Origin of the sequence: Brevibacterium aurantiacum, assembly GCF_007558825.1 — a bacterium.
In the GTDB taxonomy this organism is placed as follows: Bacteria; Actinomycetota; Actinomycetes; order Actinomycetales; family Brevibacteriaceae; genus Brevibacterium; species Brevibacterium aurantiacum_A.
On record NZ_VLTK01000009.1, the window covers coordinates 3,554 to 23,728 of the forward strand.

16 protein-coding genes and 1 other annotated feature are annotated in these 20,175 nt (G+C 59.8%); of the genes, 9 read left to right on the forward strand and 7 right to left on the reverse strand.

What is annotated here, in order from left to right:
• Window positions 1-1,277: hypothetical protein (locus FO013_RS22430; RefSeq protein WP_222103649.1), on the reverse strand; the 1,277-nt coding region annotated here is incomplete at its 3' end.
• Between the two features lie 443 nt (window positions 1,278-1,720).
• On the reverse strand, window positions 1,721-2,623 hold the full coding sequence (locus tag FO013_RS15050) for a helix-turn-helix domain-containing protein (RefSeq protein WP_143923384.1): 903 nt from the start codon (window positions 2,621-2,623) through the stop codon (window positions 1,721-1,723).
• Window positions 2,624-2,999: 376 nt separating this feature from the next.
• Between FO013_RS15050 and FO013_RS15055 the strand changes: the two genes are divergently transcribed.
• The 5 genes from FO013_RS15055 (at window position 3,000) to FO013_RS15075 (ending at window position 8,174) form a co-directional block, all read left to right on the forward strand.
• The gene (locus FO013_RS15055; protein WP_143923385.1) at window positions 3,000-4,508 is read left to right on the forward strand and encodes a condensation domain-containing protein; all 1,509 of its coding nucleotides are present in this window, start codon (window positions 3,000-3,002) and stop codon (window positions 4,506-4,508) included.
• Window positions 4,508-5,788 carry an MFS transporter gene (locus FO013_RS15060; RefSeq protein ID WP_143923386.1) on the forward strand — a complete coding sequence of 427 codons (1,281 nt, stop codon included), beginning with the start codon at window positions 4,508-4,510 and terminating at the stop codon, window positions 5,786-5,788. Before FO013_RS15055 ends, FO013_RS15060 begins: the two co-directional genes overlap by 1 nt.
• Before the next feature lie 23 nt (window positions 5,789-5,811).
• On the forward strand, window positions 5,812-6,600 hold the full coding sequence (locus FO013_RS15065; RefSeq protein ID WP_143923387.1) for a DUF5819 family protein: 789 nt from the start codon (window positions 5,812-5,814) through the stop codon (window positions 6,598-6,600).
• Complete coding sequence (locus tag FO013_RS15070; RefSeq protein ID WP_143923388.1) at window positions 6,590-7,726, forward strand: HTTM domain-containing protein; 1,137 nt, start codon at window positions 6,590-6,592, stop codon at window positions 7,724-7,726. The genes FO013_RS15065 and FO013_RS15070 overlap by 11 nt, the downstream gene beginning before the upstream one ends.
• A gap of 118 nt (window positions 7,727-7,844) precedes the next feature.
• Window positions 7,845-8,174 (forward strand): hypothetical protein, encoded by a 330-nt coding sequence (locus FO013_RS15075; protein ID WP_143923389.1) that lies wholly within the window; start codon window positions 7,845-7,847, stop codon window positions 8,172-8,174.
• 255 nt (window positions 8,175-8,429) lie between these two features.
• On the opposite strand, the gene FO013_RS15080 is transcribed toward FO013_RS15075, so the two are convergent.
• The 3 genes from FO013_RS15080 to FO013_RS15095 form a co-directional block, all read right to left on the reverse strand.
• A complete protein-coding gene (locus FO013_RS15080; RefSeq protein WP_186293143.1) occupies window positions 8,430-9,860 on the reverse strand; it encodes an IS1380 family transposase in 1,431 nt (476 codons plus the stop codon).
• A 212-nt stretch (window positions 9,861-10,072) separates the two neighbouring features.
• A protein-coding gene (locus tag FO013_RS15085) for an IS3 family transposase (RefSeq protein ID WP_395949811.1) occupies window positions 10,073-11,309 on the reverse strand; the annotation gives its coding sequence in 2 pieces (ribosomal slippage) (window positions 10,073-11,027 and window positions 11,026-11,309; 1,239 coding nt in all).
• Window positions 10,901-11,031, reverse strand: a sequence feature (AL1L pseudoknot). It overlaps the preceding gene by 131 nt.
• Before the next feature lie 71 nt (window positions 11,310-11,380).
• The gene (locus FO013_RS15095) at window positions 11,381-11,968 is read right to left on the reverse strand and encodes a hypothetical protein (RefSeq protein ID WP_186293144.1); all 588 of its coding nucleotides are present in this window, start codon (window positions 11,966-11,968) and stop codon (window positions 11,381-11,383) included.
• A gap of 80 nt (window positions 11,969-12,048) precedes the next feature.
• Between FO013_RS15095 and FO013_RS15100 the strand changes: the two genes are divergently transcribed.
• Entirely contained in the window at window positions 12,049-13,221 is a 1,173-nt protein-coding gene (locus tag FO013_RS15100) for an AI-2E family transporter (RefSeq protein ID WP_143923392.1), read from the forward strand.
• 868 nt (window positions 13,222-14,089) lie between these two features.
• On the opposite strand, the gene FO013_RS15105 is transcribed toward FO013_RS15100, so the two are convergent.
• A complete protein-coding gene (locus FO013_RS15105; RefSeq protein WP_143923393.1) occupies window positions 14,090-15,163 on the reverse strand; it encodes an IS630 family transposase in 1,074 nt (357 codons plus the stop codon).
• A gap of 198 nt (window positions 15,164-15,361) precedes the next feature.
• Between FO013_RS15105 and FO013_RS15110 the strand changes: the two genes are divergently transcribed.
• From FO013_RS15110 to FO013_RS15120, 3 genes are all read left to right on the forward strand, one after another.
• The gene (locus tag FO013_RS15110; RefSeq protein ID WP_143923394.1) at window positions 15,362-16,582 is read left to right on the forward strand and encodes an MFS transporter; all 1,221 of its coding nucleotides are present in this window, start codon (window positions 15,362-15,364) and stop codon (window positions 16,580-16,582) included.
• Complete coding sequence (locus FO013_RS15115; protein WP_143923395.1) at window positions 16,569-17,321, forward strand: MerR family transcriptional regulator; 753 nt, start codon at window positions 16,569-16,571, stop codon at window positions 17,319-17,321. Before FO013_RS15110 ends, FO013_RS15115 begins: the two co-directional genes overlap by 14 nt.
• A gap of 61 nt (window positions 17,322-17,382) precedes the next feature.
• Entirely contained in the window at window positions 17,383-19,302 is a 1,920-nt protein-coding gene (locus FO013_RS15120; protein ID WP_143923396.1) for a S9 family peptidase, read from the forward strand.
• 177 nt (window positions 19,303-19,479) lie between these two features.
• On the opposite strand, the gene FO013_RS15125 is transcribed toward FO013_RS15120, so the two are convergent.
• A complete protein-coding gene (locus FO013_RS15125) occupies window positions 19,480-20,109 on the reverse strand; it encodes a transposase (protein ID WP_472924389.1) in 630 nt (209 codons plus the stop codon).
• Window positions 20,110-20,175: the final 66 nt, after the last annotated feature.

The window sequence follows — 20,175 nt, forward strand, 5'->3', positions numbered from 1 at the left end:
GTGCCGTTGTCATCAGCCGAACCCGAGTCATCCGCATTCGCGGTATCGGTGCCGTTGTCATCAGCCGACGCGGTGTCGTCCGAAGAAGCATCATCATCGTCGGTGCAGTTGATTCCACCTTCAGAGATGTCGGCGAAGACATCGGCGCGTTCGAATCCGAGCTCGAGGCTTCCGAGACCATCAGGTGCCACGACGGGGACCGCGGCAAGCGCCAGGTCGGCTTGGAGACCGCCCATGGTGCCCGATGCGTGAGTACCGTCGGCGGCTTCTTCGATGTTGGTGGGGCCACCGTAAGTCAGTTCACCCGATACGAGGCTGGCAAGATCGCCGAGGCCACCGTCTTCGAAGATCTGGTCGAGCTCGATCTTGCCACCAGGCTCGATGATGAAGTCTGCTTCTCCGACCTTGATCGCCATGCTTGGCAGCGACGAGACCTCGACTTCAGCGCCGTCGGTTGCGCCGTTGGCGCGGGCGATCATTTCACCCTGAGGAGCGCTACCAGTTTCTCCACCCCAGGACACGCCGATTTCTCCGCCGAAGAGGTTGACGTCGGCGAAGCGCCAGGTCGCGGTGCTTTCAACACCGAGGCCCGTGTCGCAGGCGGCGCCTTCGCTGGTGAGGCTGACATCGCTCGAGCTTTCGCCGAGGTTGGCTTCGCCGACGGGGAAGAGAGCGTCCACGCCAGGCAGAGGGACGTCTCCGAGACCGGTGATGAGGTCCAGGTCGCCGGTGGTTGACTCGGCGTTGGCAACAGACCCACCACCAGTGAGGGTTCCTTCGGACCAATCGGTAGCGGTAGCACCAGTGAGTCCCTCGAGGGTGCCCAAGATTGGAATGTCGAGGTTACCGAAATCGTTCGAGTCCTCATCCGAGGGACTATCGGTGGTCGAGCTGGCTTCCGCGTTGACGAGATTGATGTTCAGTCCGACGGCGCCTGCACCGACAGGGGCTGCACGAGAGTATGCGCGCGATGTCTCGTCATCGGCAACGGTGGCAGGAACAGCGTATTCTCCGACGCCCGTTCCTGTGTAGTCAGACAGACCACTCGAGTCGGCAACAACGACTGATTCCGCGATGTTAGCGCGAACGTTGGCGAGGTTATTGACGAGTCCGACCCCTGCGAAGGCTCCGTAGTTACGGACCCCTCCGGAGAACGACCCTTCTTCGATGTCTGCCGCATTTGCCGGCGCGACGGGGCTCATCAGAGCGATGCCCAAAGCACCAACTCCGGCCACGCCGAGAATACGGCGCAGTCCCTTAGTCTTCCTTGGCTTCATAGTTCTTGACCTCACATGTAGGAATTTTGAGAACGGATCCTCATGAGGCTTCTAGCGGGCCGACCTGGAGGACCAACTGCCATTCACTTCCCGCCAAGAAGACTCACGAGGAATTCCAATATCAAGCCTAACAAGAGAGTCGTCATTTTGGTCGCTTAGTCGCAACATTTTCGCCTATGAATAATTATGGGGCAGCTCGCAACCTGGCATACGGCCCCCTAAGGCCGTTGAGTCGATTTAATATGCGCTGTCTCGTATATTTATTCGTAGCCGTCTTGTGACCAAAATGACCAAAATGTGACCATGGACTGATCAGCCAGGACTCAGCTTGACGACAAACCAAGCTGTCGGCAAGACGGGCAAGTTCTGCCGCGTCGAGAAGCTGTTCCTCGCAGTTCCCGAGACACCTGCCTTCATGCCGGCGTCGGCGAGCTCGGTTGCTTCTATAGGATCGTCGTGTCGGTGGTTAATGCCCGCTTGAGCTTCCGCACAGTGCTGAACCCTGACTGCGCCGCTACAGCCGTCAGGTCGGCGGCACCTTCGCGCAGGAGGCGCTCGGCGTTGGCCAGGCGTGCTTGTCTGAGTTCAATTGACGGGCTAGAACCGTGAGTTTTGAAAGCTCGCAGCAAGTAGGAACGTGAGACTCCAAGATCATGTGCGACTGATTCGACGGTCGTCTTCTCGTCTGTTGCCATGGAGCCAATCAACGCCATGCCTCGCACGTATACCTTCGTTAGCGCGTCAACGTCCGAATCTGAACCGAGATCCACTCCGACAGCGACCGCTTTTGCTAGTTCTTCAAGCGCACGCTGAACCTGGGTAAATCCAGGGCTGGGCTGCTCGGGTACATTACATAGCAACGAAGTTGCTGCAGCGTTGAGTATACCGAGATCTATCTCGTTCGACTGCCCAACAAGCGTTTCCTGTTGCCTGCTAACGTCTGGCGACCCGTATATCACGAACATGCTTGTGGCCCCGTCTTCGGATTCGAAACCCTTGAGCTCTCCCGTCGGCACCCTAACAACGTCGAGAGGCGCGAGTGCGACCGAACCCGTGCTCGTATGCAGTATCCCAGCTCCACTGAGACAAACATGAACCATGACCCTGTCGGCCTTGTGCAGATCCTCCGGCGCGCAGTACTCAACGACTCCGGAGCCATGACTATATTTTCCCACAACGAAGTCATCGTTAATGACGATGTCGCCTCTATAGTCAAACCGCTCACGAGAGGACTTGAGGTGCCACCCCATATACGCCAAGAAATCCAAGGTCTGAGGGTCACCGGCTTGAATGCTGATGTAGCCCCTATGTCGATTCTCGTCTCCAGCCTCTGATGGTGCGTTCAATAGGTCCTCCCGCGGTCAGGTGAAGCGATCACTTCACGCTGCAAGCGGAAGGTCGCTCAGTTCTCACTATTTGATACAAATTCTACTCTTGCTCCAGCTGATTTCCCTGTTCCGACAGCTCCAATCATGGTTCTCACGGATCAGCTTCGACAATTAGACGGCGCGCGTGGTACCAGTTCCGCCAGACGGCAGGCAACTACACTGCTCGAATTCGCACCAATACGGGTTGCCTTTAAATACACAGTGCCCACTCTTGCGCGGTTGGGGGAATCTATGTTGATATTGGTTCTGACCTGGTCAGACATCGGCAATCTCAATTGCGCGGGTCTGGCTTTCGAAGCGAGGACCAACAACACACACGTTTGAGAGTTGGTCTATGCTCAGTGGTCTACTGCCCGAGTGGAAACCCGAACCAGGGCACACCACTGTATGGCGGGCAAGTGATGAATCTCGCACCGCGATCAGCGATGCGCCTGTCCATGACGCGTTCCCCAGTTACATTCAGCGCCGACATTTCAACGACGCACTGCAGTCATCCAGCGAACATGGTCAGCATCGCTCAAGCTTCGCTGTTCTCAGCTTCGAGATCGACGAAGCATACGATGCGGCCCTGCTCGAAACAGTCTTCACCGAACATCTTCGCCGACACGGTACCTACCACACCTGGGTATGGGAAACCGACAACGGCTACCACGGTCGAACCATTCACCCCCACGACATCACTTTGACCCGCATCGTCGATTCAGACGACTCAATCGACATCCGCGATGTCATCACGGCAGAACTCCCCGACATCACTGACTGGGATATGTTCCTCTTCGCCGCAACTGGTACGGAAAATGCACGCCAGGATGCACCCGAGCCTCGATTCCGAGTGATCTTCGCAGTCGACCACTTCTACACCGATGGCATGTCGTTAGGAATCATCATGTACGAACTATTAACCTCATATCGACGCCTACTACGCGGCGAAGACGTTGACCTGCCCGACGTCGAGTCGTATGCAGAATACTGTGCGGCTGAGGCTCGACACACCAACGAACTCCATCTTGAATCTGACGACGTTCGCAGCTGGATATCTTTCATCGAAAACGCTTCGTGGCAACTCCCCTCCTTCCCACTCCCCCTCGGACTGGACCCCTACATCCGAGCCAAAGGGACATCAACGATTCTCACCGAGTTCGCCACCGCTGACGAGTGTGAGAACTTCAACGCAACATGCAAACGCTACGGAGCGAACACCAACTCCGGCATCATGGCCCTTGCCGGGATCATTCATCACGCTGCGACGGACAACCCTGTCTTCTCAATGCTCACACCAGTCTCAACACGTCTCACCCGAGCACAAATACTCTCAGTCGGCTGGTACACCCGCCTGGTGCCCGTCCAGTACAAGCTCGACAATGCTGCACCAAATTTTCAGTCCACCATCACTGCAGCACATACAGCAGTCCAAGAGTCGAAGAAACTCATACACACTCCCCTCCACCACGTCGCTAAGCTCCTCGCTCCTCTCGCCCCGGAGGCAGTACCAACCGGATTTGCTGCACCGATGATTTCGTACCTCGACACCCGGAGCATGCCCGGCAACGACCTCGTCTCACGAAACAACATGACCGTCCATGGCAGCGTCGACGACTCCCGCGAAGTATTCCTCTGGGTCAACCGCACCCGTGAAGGCATGGATCTCAACTTCATCCACCCCGACACCACAACCGCACGTAAGTCCGTCGCAATCTACGCCGAGACCTTCTGCAACCTCTTCCACCACATCGCACAAGGTGAAGACACCACCACTCCTCTCACCGCACTCCTGGCCGACCTCAGAAGATACTCACCACACGCACCCAATCAGCTAGAACCGGCCCTGATCCACCACCCATAATGGACACACACCAGGACTCACTCAGTCACACCCTTCCTCGACACCGTCACGTTGCAGTCGCCTACCTGGGTGCTTACGGGTTCTCATCGTTGGGAAACTCAATCATTACGATCGCCCTCCCCATCCTGGCACTCCAACGTTTGGAATCTCCAACGCAGGCGGGCCTCGTCGCTATCAGCGCCGGAGTCGGTTCCCTGCTGGGTGGAATCTTCATCGGCCCAATTGTTGACCGAATCAACCGACGAACCTGCGCAATAGTCTCCGACAGCATCTCGGCTCTCGCGGTAGTTGCGCTGCCAGTCGTCGATACCGTGTGGGGATTGAACCTCGAATGGCTCCTCGTCCTCGCGACCCTTGGCGCGATTGGCGACATACCTGGACTCACCGCGCGAGAAGCTCTGCTGCCGGCAATCATCGGCGCAACGAACACGCCAGCACACACAATGACAGGCATCAGAGAGGGCGTCTCGGCAACATCCATGCTCATCGGGCCAGCAGCTGCCGGAATCATGCTTTCAACCTTGAGCTCACCAACACTTCTCTACATCACATCTGCCTCCTCTCTAGCAGCAATCAACATCACCACACTCATTCCACACCAGCTAGGGTCCATCCAACTCTCCACAAAGCCCACCAATCGGTCGCAGTGGCGACACATCTACCTCGGTTGGAAAGCAATAGTTCAAGATCCGTTCTTGCGCACGCTCACACTCATCACCACGGCGATCATGATGGTGATCTCAGCGTTACAAGCCCTTATCCTTCCCGTTCATTTCTCTGCAACAGGACACGAAGAAATGACCGGATTCGTCCTTGCCGCTTTCGCCGCGGGCGCACTGGTCGGGGGCACCACCTACGCCCTAGCCGGACATTTCGGCAGGCGAGAATGGTGGATGCGCACAGGGCTCGTCCTATCAGCCATAGCAACCGCTGTGATAGGAATCCTGCCGCCAACAGTCATGCTCTCCTCAGCAGCCAGCGTGCTCGGAATAGCCACGGGGACCCTCAGTGGGCTCGTCGGGGTCCTCATGATCGAACGAATTCCCGGCCAGATGCGTGGACGAGTCTTTGCTGCCCAGAACGCGCTCCAAGCAATTGCTCCCCCACTCGGAATTGGTGTCGCGGTCCTGCTCATCGCGACCAACAACGTCAACCTCGCAGGACTCGCAATCACTACCATCTGGGTCGTCACCGTCTTCTTCGCACTCTTCTCCCCTTCCCTGAAGACACTCAACACAACAGCAACGGAATCGACACACGCCCTTGACGAAGCGAGCTGACCCCTTACGACCGGAGACCCCCGATGACAAAAACCCCTGACAAACTACGGGCCCGGCCCCGTCCCGTGATCAAGAGAACGCTCATGGTCATCGCCATGGCGATCACGGCCTTTCACCTCTTCGCGAGCTTCCTGTGGATCGCCCCGTCCTCGGCGCTGCGAGAGGTCATCCCCGGCGATCTGCTCTCGAAGTACATGATCCCTATGTGGGGTCAGTCCTGGAGCGTCTTCGCCCCCGAGCCGATCAACGGCGACTACTACTTCGACGTCCGTGCCGTGATCACCACCGACAACGGTGAGGAGATCACCGAATGGGTGCGTGCCACCGATGTCGAACTCGACCACTCGACGTACCGGCCCTTCCCGCCGCGCTCAGCGGGTCTGGGCATCGGTGTGGCCTCCGACCTCAAGGGGGAGTGGGAGGACCTGCCCGATGATCAGAAGGCGATCGTCAAGCTCGACTACTTCAAGGGTGACGATTCCGCGAAGCGCCTGAAGACGAAGCTCGATGAGTACGAGGACCCGAAGAACACCGCGAGCTCCTATCTCGACAGCGAACACACGGCCACGGCCTATGCCACCCAGGTCGCCAAGGCGATCTGGGGCGATGACGTGCAGCGCGTGCAGTATCAGGCGGCCCGGCAGAACGTCGTCCCCTTCTCCGAACGCAACGACAAGTCCGCCGAACGACCGAAGATCCAACCGGTCCCCGTCGGATGGAGGGCACTGGTGACAGAGGACCAGCAGTCGGATGAGGAATTCGCGAAGTACTTCTGCGCCTCCGATGAAGTGAGGTGCGTCGGTGAGCAGTGACGAGACGACGCGGACCGAGAGCCGCGAACCGCAGCGCGATACCACCGAGCGCCCGCGTAACGCCGAACCTACGCGCGAGTCCGCGGCCGCCTCGGCGGAGGAGCGCCTGCCGATCACCACCCAGGTGCGCACCAACATCTCTCGCGGTTGGAACTGGCTCGAGGAGATGCTCACCGGCCGCTATCACGCGACCTACGGCCTGGCGGTGACGCGGATCCTCATCGGCATCACCGGACTCGGCCTCATCCTCACGAACTTCAACGCCAGACACTACACCTTCGGTGTGGGCAATGCGTGGAGCGGGGAAATCGCCGAGCCGCAGAGCGATTTCCCGAACATCCGGCTCTTCTCCCTCTTCCACCGCGCGGTGACGACTCCGCCGCTGTTCACCGCGATGATGATCGCACTGGCCCTCCTCGCCGTGGTCATCACCCTGGGCTGGCACACCCGCATCATCCTGCCCTTCTACCTGGTTCTCTGGGTCAGCTTCATCGAGCTCAACGACGGTGCCGGAGATCAGGGCGACAACGCCTACCGCATGTTCATGATCGCCCTGCTCTTCGCCGACACGACCCGGCGCTGGTCGCTGGATGCGCGCAGGCGCCGGCGCAGCGCTTACTTCCCCGACTCCGACGGTGCCAGGTGGCGGTGGGCACTGATCATGGCTAACAACCTCGCGATCGTGGTGCTCGCCTTCCAGGTCTGCGCGATCTACATGTCCGGTGGTCTCTACAAGGCCGGCGGCAACGCCTGGCAGCACGGCTTCGCTGTCTACAACCCGTTGCACACGCAGCAGTTCGGGACTTGGCCGGTGCTCTCTGACCTGTTCACCGCGTGGGGCCCGGCGGTCGTGGCGATCTCGTGGGGATCGGTGCTGTTCCAGTGTGCGTTCCCGTTCATGCTCTTCAACCGCTATACCCGCATCATCGGGCTGCTCGGCATCCTCGCCTTCCATCTGGGAATCGCGCTGCTGATGGGCCTGCCGTGGTTCTCACTGACGATGATCGCCGTGGACGCGATCTTCATCCGCGACCGCAGCTTCGCCAAACTCAGCGCGTTCCTACAACGGAAGAATCAAGAACTTCACGCACAACTGGCATCAACAAGCGAGGGTAAAAATGTGTGAACACGCCCCGGAGCGAGTTAATTACGCGAATAACAATAACGGTGAATCGCTTGTTCGCAAGCCCCCACTCACGCGTCTAGAAAAACTCCATCAGCAAGCTCACACCGCTGCAGAAGTGATGTTCTACGAAGTCCTCCGGAAATACCGGGAAGGCAACTATCCATACGGCACCCATCACCCCGGGACCGCGTGCGGACAACTAATCCGTGAGGCTGCTGAGAGCTACAGTATCGGAGAAGCAACCCTCATCGCACGTACCTACATGGGACGCTACAACGAACTGCGTCGACGACAAGTCCTGCCAGAGCTGACAGTGGTCGAGCTCGTCAAAGGACTCGACTGGGTTATGCCCGACGCACCAGCCGAAATGATAAAGCAAATTCAAGAAACAATTCTGCGATGGAGCGAAGAACATCAACGGCTGGCGCTCAAAGACTCCTCTTTGTGAGGACGCCAGGGCTACCGACGAAGTAGGCCCACCGCTGCCACTCCAACGGAACTCGCGAGAGATGCACCAGCCCTACCCCTAAGCCTTGATCCACCGATCGGTATGGGAGCCGTGGTGTGAATCCGGTTCTCGCAGAATGTTGACAAATGGGCAGGGAACATCGTCCCGGTCTCTCTCACCAGTCTGATTCCACTTTTCAGTTCCCGTAGGCCTCCTCCCCAGGCCCCGGTCTTCACGCCCGCTCGGGCTGATCGGTCATGTCAACGCACGTTGGGGAGGGCTCAACGCGGCCTGCCACAAACGAGCGAATTCCTCGGCCCACGGCCAGTCTCTGGGCAGATTCAGGATCAATCTCCTCGCTCGGTGGGCGATCCGGGCCGGGACGAGGATGATACGCGTCCTCAGTGTTTGTGCACGCGCCTTGCTCATTCGGCCACCCATGAGCCCAGCAGCTGCCCGCAGTAGGTTATGAGTCATCGCCGCGATCGTCACCCACGCGGCGTTGGCCTCGAAGACCCCTGAGGGCATATGCGCCAGTGCACCGTTTTTCAGTTCCGCATTGATCTGCTCGATGATTGCGCGCTTCCGGTGGATCTGGTCCGCCAGAACAGTGTCGAAGCGATCCTGATCGAGGGTGGTGAAGAAGGCGTGGTATCGATACAAGTCGAACAAGGGGTCCTGCCCGGCGGTCCGCTTCTTCTCGTTGAGCTCGGGGACTCGTCGCACGATCAACCGGCCTGGCACCTGCAGTGCCTTCTTCTTCGACGTGAACGCGGTAAAGGCGACTTCAGCGACCTCGGCGTTTGAGATCCAGGCCCCAGCTTCTTCGTCGAAGATTGCTTTCGGGTACTGGATGCCGGTCCACGCATCATCGTCGATGGTGGAGATCGCGGCTTTGACCTTCTTGTCCATACGCACCGTCACCGACACCTCGGCCCCGGCACCGCGGGCGGCTTTGGTCATCGTCGACGAGTAGTAGGCGAAATCAGCACGCACCAGCACCGGGGCCCCATCGGAATTGATGCGTCGAGTGGTGGCCAGGACGTCAGAGACGAACTTGTCGGCACCCCGAGCTGATGAGGTGGAGCCCTTCCGGAGACGTTGACCGACGATGATCTGACTGAAGGTGCTTGTCGATGCAGTCGCCAAGAGCGCGTTGAGTCCCCGACTGCCTTGATACCCGAATCCGGCTCCTTGTTTCCTTGCGGAATGGACGTCGATGACGGTGTCGTCGATGTCGACGTCGACGAAGATCATTGACGACTGCGGTGTTGTCGGACTGGTGGCCAGCAGGCGTATGTGCTGGTCCAAGTTGGTCAGAAGACGGACGCTGATGGCATCGAGCTGTCTGACGTGGCCGAAGGAGAACGAGCGCAGGAACGATCCCAAAGTCGATGGGGCATAGACACGGTCGAAGAGTCTGTTCGTGCCGCCGTGGCGCAGGATGTTCATATCATCGATTGAATCGGCGCCGGTGGCCATGCCCGCGATCAGGGTGGAGAGTTTCGCGCCCGGGTTCGCGCCCTTATCGGCTCCGGTCGTCGTCACGGTCAGACGCTGCTCGGCGAGGTCTGGCAGGCCTGCCAGGTGGGCCAGGCGCATGATCGGGACCAGGCCGGTAGGACTGACGAGGTTCGTGTCGTTGAAGGAGTAGGACACTGCTGCGGGTGTGTGATTGAATAGCACCTGAGAGGTGCCCCTTTCTTGAACAGGAATGTTGACGTTAGACATCATCATTTTCCCAGTTCAGGAGGGGCATTTCCATTTCACACGTGGCTTTGAGCAGCTACCCGCATCGGTGGATCAAGGTTTAGCAGACACGCCGCAACTGCCGAAACTGTCAAGCCCCGGGTTTGATGGAGAGTTTTCTACTTGGAATTCATCATCTCGCACACGAGCTAGGCAGCCCGTGGCAGCGCGCTGAAATACTCTGATCGGAACACGGCAGGAGTTGCCCCACCGAGTGCTCCGTGTGGTCGGTACGTGTTGAACCAGTGCACCCACTCCGCCGTGGCGATCTCGACATCATCAATGCCCTTCCACGGACCCTTGTTCCGGATCAGCTCGGCCTTATACAGAGAGTTCAGCGCCTCAGCGAGAGCGTTATCGTATGAGTCGCCCTTCGACCCGACAGACGCGACAGCGTCCTCTTCGGCCAGAGCCTCGCCATAGCGAATCGCGCGATACTGGACCCCGCGATCCGAGTGGTGCACCAGCCCGGACAGGTCGCCACCTGCACGTTTACGCTGATAGATGCCCATCTGCAGAGCGTCAAGAGCCAACTCGGTATGCAATGACCTCGAGACTTGCCAGCCGACGATCTCGCGGTTGAATACGTCGGTGACGAATGCGACGTAGACCCACCCGGTGAACGTGTGCACGTAGGTGATATCGGCGACCCACAGCCGGTCAGGAGCGAAAGCCGCGAAGTGCCGATCAACGAGGTCTGCCGGGCAATTCTCCCGCGGTGCTGACCTTGTGGTGTTCGGGGCTTTCGCTCTCTTGATCCCGTGCAATCCGAGGTCTTTCATCAGGCGTTCGATCGTGCATCGGGCGACATGCCCGCGCCCTAACGGGTCGGGTTCCCGGTTGAGGACGATATGCATCTTCCTGGCACCGAACGCATCGTAGTTGTTCGCATGCACCCTGCTGATCTCCTCTTTCAGGATTTCGTCACGTTTCTGCCGGGCCGAGGCTGGCCGCTGTTTACGGGCATAGTAGGTACTCGGAGCGATCTTCACACCAGCAGCACGCAGCGTGGCACAGATCGGCTCGACTCCGAATTCGTCCTTGTGCTCGTCGATGAAGGAGCAGACTACTTCGAGGGGCGGTCGAGCTCCGCCGCGGGAGACAAGCCGAGGCCGACTTCAGGATCTGGTTCGCCCGGCGCAGTTCCCGATTCTCTTTCTCGAGGTCCTTGATCCGCTGGGCATCAGCGGTGGTAGTGCCGGGCCGGTCGCCGACATCGACCTGGTCCTGGTTGACCCAGGACCGCAGTGTTTCCGGGTTCACACCGAGCTGGTCACCGATACGGCGGAATATGCCACGGCGGGCACCGGGATCGGCTTCGAGGGCATCGACGACCATACGGACCGCTCTCTCACGAAGCTCGAGCGGGTATTTCTTCTGGGGCATGACAGGGAAGTCCTTTCCGTGGCTTCACTGTCTCCATTATTCCCGGGGCGAATCAAACACCCCGCTGACCTCTATTGCGGGTTGTGCCCGCCCTCGTTATCCCAGGCGAAACCCTGAGCGCTCGCCTCGGCATCACGCTTCGCCTCAGAATCATGGAGCGTCACCCGATTGGCGTCGAACGAGACTTCGCGTGCAAGGTCGAGAACAGCCTGAGCTCGCTCAAGTTCCCGCTCAGCATCTGCCCGAGCAACAACGACGGCCTCCAAGCGTTCCCGCTCGTTGTCCGTCCAAATGTCAGTGAGCAGTCGAGCAATAACGGTGGCCAAACCGTCCCGGAGCTGTTCAAGGCAGGTGTTGTGGATACGCAATCGCCGGTCTTGAACCTCGAGCGCCACGTCACCGAATCCCGAGCGCGAGAGAACATTTAACGATGTGAAGCTCTCGATCGCTGAAATTTCCGACGCCTCGACTCTCCGGTTGAACACCGCGTCCACCGTGTACTTCGCCGGTGATTCATCAGTAAAAAGGTTGGGCGGCAGGGAACTGAAGAGCACTGTCGTCAGCAACAACGGCTCCCTATCTTGCTTGGTTTTCTCAACTGCACTCATCTTCTGAATGTACGCGCCCCAGATGTGCAACTCCGGTGTGTCGTGCGCCACGGCAGGCGCACCTCGGACCGAGACGTAGCCGATCCTCGAAGGGTCTATCTCGCACCACAGCATGAGCGTAGTGTGAATGCATGGTCAACGACCTGCACGACCCAGTGGAGCAGAATCGGGACGACCCCATTCCCGAAGGGTTGAAACTCGGCGCTCGATTCACTGGCTACCTTCTAGTCATCATCGCAGGAATTGCCGTCGCGGGATTCCTAGCATTACAGATTGCAGAAATCGTCATCCCCTTCCTGGCGGGGCTGATACTTTCGGCTCTGCTCGTTCCGATGTCCTCGTTCCTGCAACGTCACAGATGGCCCAAATCGGTTGCTGTCATTACAGTCTGGGTTATCGTCCTTGGCCTGCTGACCGGGCTGGTCTTCCTCATCGTCGTCCAGATCCGAAACGAGATGGCCGCCATTCAAGGGCAGTTGGCTGTATCGCTGGAGGCGGCGCAGAAGTACTTGGCAACGCAACCCTTCGGTCTGACCGAGGACAAGATCAACGAGTTCATCGCATCTTCAGGTCAATGGTTACAAGACAATTCGGCAGGGCTACGCTCCGGTGCAGCCGAAGTGGGCTCGACTGCCGCACATATTATCGAGGGCATCATCATCGTGCTGTTCGTGACGTTGTTCGCGCTCATCGACGGCAGAGGCATTTGGGCCTGGGTTGTTCAAATATGGCCGAGAAAGGCGCATCATCGCATCGGTGCAGCCGGAGATGCCGGGTGGAAGACGCTGTCGAGTTTCATCCGTATCCAACTCGTTGTCGCTGCCACTGATGCGATCGGGATCGGTCTCGGGGCTCTGATCCTGGGAGTACCACTGGCCGTGCCCATCGCGACGGTTGTGTTCCTGGGAGCATTCGTGCCGTTCATCGGAGCGATCATCGGTGGAGCGTTCGCAGTCGGGCTGGCACTCTTGTTCAACGGGTGGGTCCACGCTGTCATCATGCTCGGCATCGTGGTCCTGGTCCAACAAATCGAAAGCCATGTCCTCCAGCCTTGGTTGACTGGGTCACGAGTCAAGATTCATCCTTTAGCAGTGATCCTCGGCGTCACTGCGGGAGCAGCCCTGGCAGGTATTGCCGGAGCATTCTTCGCAGTCCCCGTCATCGCTACCCTGAACTCAATGTTCAGAGCCGCAAAGGAACCACCCGTCGAACAAACGAGCGCCGAGGCCGCTGGCGAAATCAACGATGTCGAAACGTTGAGCAACAGTAAAGACGACGAGGTAGAAACGGGCAAGGATCAGTGACATCTGAATCCGCAGTTCCGAACTCGTCTGCAAACTAGACGCGTGTCAACCGGGATGAGCTGGGCCCTGAGCGTTAATCAGCGCCGTCGACCCACTCCTCGCTGTCACGCTCCCAGACGACGTGGAGATGCGAAAGCGCAGGCGGACAGTCACAGAACTAACCGCGAGCGGGTACTTCGTTTCCACTCTTCCGCCAGTCCGGCTAGGTATCAGCGCTCCAATCCTCGGCATTGAGGTCATAGTGCACCTGTGTGCAGACAGGACAAAGACTCTCATCGTGTAGGTCAGGCGCCTCTCAATCTAGCTGTTGCTGGCCAGAAAAGGGACTAATTGTGCAGGTTATGGTGACACCTATTCTGGCTTGATGAGATACAAGCCTGGAATGAGAGACTCCTTTTCACAGCCCTACCCGAAAGGCGATGACGACGTCCGCGTCGCGTTGAATCGAGATGAGAAGATCGCGATCGGACAAATCACGAAGGCACCATTAACAGATGGCGGCTCCAAGCCGACCTCAATGCCGGAAACAAGCCCGGCAAGACTTGCCGAGGCGGTTTACTCCAGGGGTCCGCTCGCCCCACCGGGTGTACGTCGTCGTGAACGACGAGGTCGCGGTAAAGCCATCAAGCGGCATGTGCTTGAGACCGGAAGGTATCTTCGTCCAAAGAGGACACCTCCACAATTGCGTCGCGCGGATCTAACAAACTTCAGGGCCTTCCCAGCTCCAATTCCCATCGCTTTCGGCGCACAAACCGGCTAGCCACTCGTTCACACAGGTTGCGAGTTCAGTCGTGGAAGAGCACAAAACGACTCGCAGCGTAAATGTACTAAGCATCGACGAGTTGCAAGGCTTGTCTCAGATCCAGTCCTAGTGTCGCGTTTCTGAAGTTGGTTTAGGCTTCGCTTTCGCCAGTACCTGTTCAGGTGTCTTTGTCCACACGAATGGGTGTTTGCGTTTGTTCCAGCCAGTGATGAACTCCCGGATCTTCTTGTTGAGATCTTTCACCGACGTGAAGACGCCCCGCTTGATCGCTCGCCGATCAATGATGCCGAACCACACCTCGACGAGGTTCAACCACGACCCCGACGTCGGTGTGAAGTGGACATGAAACCGCGGATGCTCGTCGAGCCAGGCCCGGACCTCGGGCGTCTTATGGGTTGCGTAGTTATCCATGACCAGATGCAGCTCCTGGCCCGGATACGCCCGATCGATCTGACGCAGAAACGAGAGGAACTCCTGCCGACGATGCCGCGGCTTAACCGCGCCCGTGACCTGTCCTGTGGCGACTTCGAGAGCGGCGAACAGTGTTGACGTTCCGTGCCGGTGATAGTCATGGGTTCGTTTTTCCGCATCTCCCATGCGCATCGGCAGCAGCGGGGCTGTGCGATCCAGAGCCTGAATCTGGGACTTTTCATCGACGCTCAACACGACCGCGTTCTCCGGCGGCGCCAAGTACAAACCGATGACATCGGTGACCTTCGCTTCCAACTCGGGATCGGTGGAGAACTTGAACGTCTCCGCCTTCCACGGCTGGATCCCGTATTCCCGCCACGCCCTGGCCACCGTCGCGTTCCCGACTCCCACATGCTTGCCCAGCAAACGAGAGGACCAGTGCGTGACCCCGTACTTCTTCGGCGGCGGCATCAGCGTCGTGGTGACGATATCGAAGTGATCGTGCTGTTTCGGTCGACCCGACCGCTGGTCATCACCGAGTCCGGCGATGCCACACTCTTCGTAGCGAGACCGCCACTTCAGAACGGTCACCACCGATGAACCCGTCAGTTCCGCGATCCGGGTGTTCGCGACCCCGTCTGCAGCCAACAATACGATCCGTGCTCGTCTGGCCAAGCCAGCTTTGATGGTTGAGGATCGCACCCATTCATGTAGAAGGGGCTCTTCGTCTTCGAAAAGGGTCAATGCTGGAGCGGGAGAATTCGCCATAACTCAATTCTCCCAAACCCTGAACCATTCAGGAACTAACGACACGCGGCACTAGTTATCTGGCTCATCGTAATTGAGAGTGTAGAAGCGGTCTGAACCCTCCCGTGTCCAGCAGTGCCCGAAGGAGGTAATGACCCAGATTCGCGCGATCTTCATCGTGCTTGACTCGGACGTGGCGTCACAGTGTTCCCTGGCAGCATGCCCTTCGTCGCACTTACTTATTACACCGCTCACCTGCTGAGTCTTCTCGGCAACGGCATCGCCTCCGTGGCGTTGCCTTTGATCGTCCTTCAGACTACAGGAAGCCCGTTGGGCATGTCCGCCCTGGCTACCGCGACAGCAGTTCCCTCGGTATTAGTCGGTCTCCTCAGCGGCGTGATCATCGACCAGATCAATCGCCGCACAGCCTCGGTCGTCTCGGACGTCATCTCTGCCCTGGCGATTGCAGCACTACCGCTCGTGGACATGCTATGGGGCCTCGACCTGGTGTGGTTCATCCTGCTCGGCATCCTTGGCGCCTTCGGCGACGTGCCCGGTATGACGGCCCGTGAGGTCCTCGCTCCCATGGTGGCCCGGCATGCCGGTCTGGATCTGCGGCGCGTGGTGGGAATGCGCCAGACCCTCACTTCTGTCGCCCTGGTGATCGGTCCCGCTGCCGCCGGAGTGCTGCTCGCCGCTGTCGATGCCATGGCCGTCCTGTGGATTACGGCCGCGACCTCCGCCCTCGCAGCAGGGTTGACACGGATGCTGCCGCGCCGCCTCGGGGAGATCGGCTCCGCCCGGGGCGCGCGTGGACCCCTGATACGGCAACTCCTCGACGGCCTGCTAGTCGTGGGGAAGAGTCGTTTTCTTCTGGGCACGACGGCCTTGTTCCTGGGCCTGGCCGTCGCTGTCGGCGGACTGCAGGGACTGGTGATGCCGGTGTATTTCGACCTTATCTCTCGCCCTGATTTGCTGGGCCTCGTCCTCACCGCACTCGCAGCCGGGATGCTCATTGGAGCGGCGGTCTATAGCACGATCGGGGCCCGGTTGCCGTCGCGGACATGGCTGGCGACAGGATTCGTCGTCGCCACAGTGGGGTTCGTTCTGATGGCTTCGCTCTTCTCTCCGGCGGTAGTGTTTGTTGGTGCAATGGTCTTGGGTATCGGTAATTCCGTGGTCGGTGCAGTCACCGGTGTCCTGCAGGTCCAGCACACCCCTGCGGCTCTCCTGGGGCGGGTGCTCAGCGTTAAGACGGCGCTGCTGACGGTGGCCGCGCCGGCGGGCATCGCATTAGCTGGGGTGCTCGCGGAGCTCGGGTCGCCGCTAATAGCCGGAGCCGGCGTAACGGCGGTGTGGATTGCGATCTTGCTGGCCGTGATCGGTTCGCGTGCCCTGCGCGACCTGGACCCGAAGGAGGTACCCAATGCTGAGCAGTGAACTCGCCGACCTGGCCGGCGTCACCGTTCGCACGTTGCGCCACTATCACCAGATTGGGCTGCTGCCCGAGCCGCCGCGAACCTCCGGGGATTACCGTCAATACGACGTTAGCCATCTCGTGCGCCTCCTGCGCATCACACGGCTGACGACGTTGGGTGTCCCTCTGTCCGCGCTTCCCGAGGTGCTGGACGATCCCATGGCCGCCGAAGAGCTACTCGACCAACTCGATCGTCAGGCCGAGGCCGAGATTGAAAGGCTCACTGCTCGCCGCGCGAGCATCGGCGTGCTGCGCCGCAGCGGGGCGCCGGCTGACCTGCCGCCAGAGCTCTCTACCTGGCATGCCGGACCCGGAAAGGGTGTGCCCGAGGAGATTGCACGTTTCGAGCGTGAGCAGCTTATCCTGATCGCTCATCTGCTCGGGAAGGAAGGGACGACTGGTCTGGCCGCTATGCTCGATCTCCCAAGCGGCACCCGGGCAGCTCTGAATTCGTCGGCTGAGCGCTTCTACGCCCTCGACGACGACACTTCGGACCACGACGTCGAGACCCTAGTCGAGGAATGGGCCGAGCAGATCAGACCACTGGTGGCGGCGGTGGATAGTGTGGCATCCCTCAGCCATCCCGCTAAGGGATTGCTCGACCAGCTGGGCGCTCGTACCCTCCGCCCTGCGCAGCACCGCGTCGTGCGCGCGCTCCAGCGGCTACTCGCTCAGGAGCGGCCCGGCTCTCACGAGGCTTGAGCCCGACGCGACGTCAGGGTGTCGACTGGACACCTACACTCACCGACCCGAAGGATTCGTCATGACCACCATTCCTGCTCTGATCCCTGTCGAGGATTTCTACGCCCTGCCCCTTCGCAGCCGCGCCCTTCTTTCCCCGGACGGGACTCGCATCGCCTACCTCGCCCCCTGGCGTGGCCGGCTCAACGTATTCGTCCGTGACGTTGACTCCGACTGGTCCACCCCCGATCTCGAGGACGGCTCGGCAACCCCCGCCGCCCGTCGGGTCACTTCCGAGACCCGCCGCAACATCGACCAGTTCTTCTGGAGCATCGACGGGTCCTATCTCCTGTTTGAGCAAGATACCGATGGTGATGAGAACTGGCATCTGCACCGCGTCGACCCGACCAAACCTGAAGAGCCTGCGGTCGACCTGACCCCCTATTACGGCGTACGCCTGATCGGCGCGCAGCTACAACCAGACCGCCCAGGAACCGTGGCTGTGCAGCTCAATAAGCGCCGTGCCGATTTGATCGATCTCTTCGACCTCGACCTTGCGACCGGCGAGCTCACCCTTGTTGCCGAGAACCCCGGGGAAGTGATCTCATGGTTGCGAGTCCAGGGCCGTGTGCTGGCCTTCACCATCGAGGAAGGCGGCGATCACCTACTGTCGGAGTGGTGCAAAGCAGAGATGCGCACGATCGCGAGGTTCCCTAGCACCGACATCCTTCTTGGCGTCCTCCCCGCCGTTCCGACCCCGGACGGCACAGGGCTGTGGATCGGATCTTCGCGCGGCACGGATCGGACCCGACTGGTCCGTCTCGACCTGTTCACGGGGGAGGAAGTCGAGGTGGACAACCATCCGATGTTCGACCTCGATACCCCTCGGCCCGAGACGGATCCACGTTTCCCCTCATCACTCATCCTGAACCAGGCCACCGGCGAACTGCTCGGTGCACGCTATCTCGGGCAGCGGCAAGAGGTCCACGCCCTGACTACTCACTTCGCGGAAGTGTTGCCCCAACTGGCGGAACTCTCCGACGGCGACCTCTCCCATGTCTCCTGCGACACGGAGGCACAACACTGGGTCATTGAGTTTACGCATGACCGCGATCCCGGCGTCACCTGGTACTACGACCACACCACGAGGCAGGCACGGCTCCTCTTCCGCCCCTTTCCGCACCTTGACCCCACCCAACTCGCGCCGGTCACCCCGATCACGCTCACCGCGCGTGATGGTCTCCCCCTGCCCTGCCACCTCACCCTGCCGTGTGGGCTTGAACCTCGCGACCTGCCAACGGTGCTGTTGGTGCACGGTGGCCCCTGGTACCGCGATAGCTGGGGCTTCGACCCGGAGGTGCAACTACTCGCCAACCGCGGTTACGCGGTGCTGCAGGTCAACTTCCGTGGCTCCACCGGCTACGGGAAAGCCCACTTCGAGGCGGGCATCGGCGAGTTCGCTGGTCGCATGCACGACGATCTGATCGACGCCCTCGACTGGGCGATCGATCGGGGCCTGACTGATCCGGAACGAGTCGCAATCTACGGCTGCTCCTATGGAGGGTATGCCGCACTTGTCGGTGCTGCGTTCACTCCTGACCGGTTCGCCGCGGCGATTAGCTATACGGGCATGTCTGACCTCGTCGACCTCGTCGAAGGAGTGGTTCCTTTCGCCCGCCGCGCCGTCGAAAACAGTTACCTCCGCCACATCGGCGACCCCGAGATTCCCGAGCAGCGGGCGGACATGCTCGCACGTTCCCCGATCAGCCGAGTCGACGACATCATCGCACCGGTGTTATTGATCCACGGCGCTAACGACGTCCGCGTCCACCGGCGTAACTCTGATCGCGTCGCCGAGGCTCTGCGCGCCCGTGGTCGCGAGGTCGAGTACCTGCTCAATGAGGCCGAGGGACACTGGTTCATCAATCCCGAGAGCAATATCGAGCTATACGGGAGGCTCGAGAGCTTCCTCGCGAAGCACTTAGGTCACGCGAGTAAATAACTAAGCCTTGATCCACCGATTTGCTTGGTGTCCAAGGGTTCACTCGAATGTGAGCTCGGACGAGCTGAGTGGGCAGGAGGTAGTGGCCCGGTCTCCCGCCGGTCTCTTCCACATTGAGCTTCCCAGAGTCTCCGCCATGACTCCGGTCTCGGGCCTCCCTTTTCACGGGCGGATTGGTCAGGCCGACACTGTCCGGGGTGGCCCCAACACCGATTGCCAGAGTCGTGAGAACTCCGTCGCCCACGGCCTCTTCGTGGGCAGGTGCAGGATCAGTTTCCTGGCCCGGTGAGCAATCCGGGCCGGGATGCTGATGATGCGTGTCCGCAGCGTCTGGGCGCGGACTTTGCTCATCCCTGCGCCGATGAGTCCGGCAGCAGCCCGCAACAGGTCGTGAGTGATCGCTGCGAGGGCCACCCAGGCGGCATTGGCGTTGAACACCCCCGAGGGCATATGCGCCAGGGCACCATTCTTCAGCTCCGCATTGATCTGCTCGATGATCGCGTGCTTGCGGTGCACTTGATCAGAAACAACAGTGTCGAAACGATCTCGATCGACGGTGGTGAAGAACGCGTGATACCGGAACAGATCAAACAACGGGTCCTGCCTGGCAGTGCGTTTGGTCTTATTCAGTTCAGGGATGCGGCGGACCACCAAACGACCCATAGTTTGCAGCGCATTCTTCTTCGAGGTGAACGCAGTGAACGGGACCTCGGCGACTTCAGCCTTCGAAATCCAGGCCCCGGTGGTGGTCACGGTCAGCCGATCATCGGCGAGGTCGATCAGTCCGGCATTCTGGGCCAGTGCCATGATCGGGACCAGCCCTGTCGTAGCAGTGAGATTCGTGTCGTTGAAGGAATGGGACACAGTCGTGGG

Coding starts and splice junctions, on each gene's coding strand:
- FO013_RS15105 (WP_143923393.1), bottom strand. CDS start 15,163: ATGGCGAATTCTCCCGCTCCAGCATTGACCCTTTTCGAAGACGAAGAG.
- FO013_RS15060 (WP_143923386.1), top strand. CDS start 4,508: ATGGACACACACCAGGACTCACTCAGTCACACCCTTCCTCGACACCGT.
- FO013_RS15110 (WP_143923394.1), top strand. CDS start 15,362: ATGCCCTTCGTCGCACTTACTTATTACACCGCTCACCTGCTGAGTCTT.
- FO013_RS15055 (WP_143923385.1), top strand. CDS start 3,000: ATGCTCAGTGGTCTACTGCCCGAGTGGAAACCCGAACCAGGGCACACC.
- FO013_RS15120 (WP_143923396.1), top strand. CDS start 17,383: ATGACCACCATTCCTGCTCTGATCCCTGTCGAGGATTTCTACGCCCTG.
- FO013_RS15115 (WP_143923395.1), top strand. CDS start 16,569: ATGCTGAGCAGTGAACTCGCCGACCTGGCCGGCGTCACCGTTCGCACG.
- FO013_RS15065 (WP_143923387.1), top strand. CDS start 5,812: ATGACAAAAACCCCTGACAAACTACGGGCCCGGCCCCGTCCCGTGATC.
- FO013_RS15125 (WP_472924389.1), bottom strand. CDS start 20,109: ATGGCACTGGCCCAGAATGCCGGACTGATCGACCTCGCCGATGATCGG.
- FO013_RS15075 (WP_143923389.1), top strand. CDS start 7,845: ATGTTCTACGAAGTCCTCCGGAAATACCGGGAAGGCAACTATCCATAC.
- FO013_RS15100 (WP_143923392.1), top strand. CDS start 12,049: ATGGTCAACGACCTGCACGACCCAGTGGAGCAGAATCGGGACGACCCC.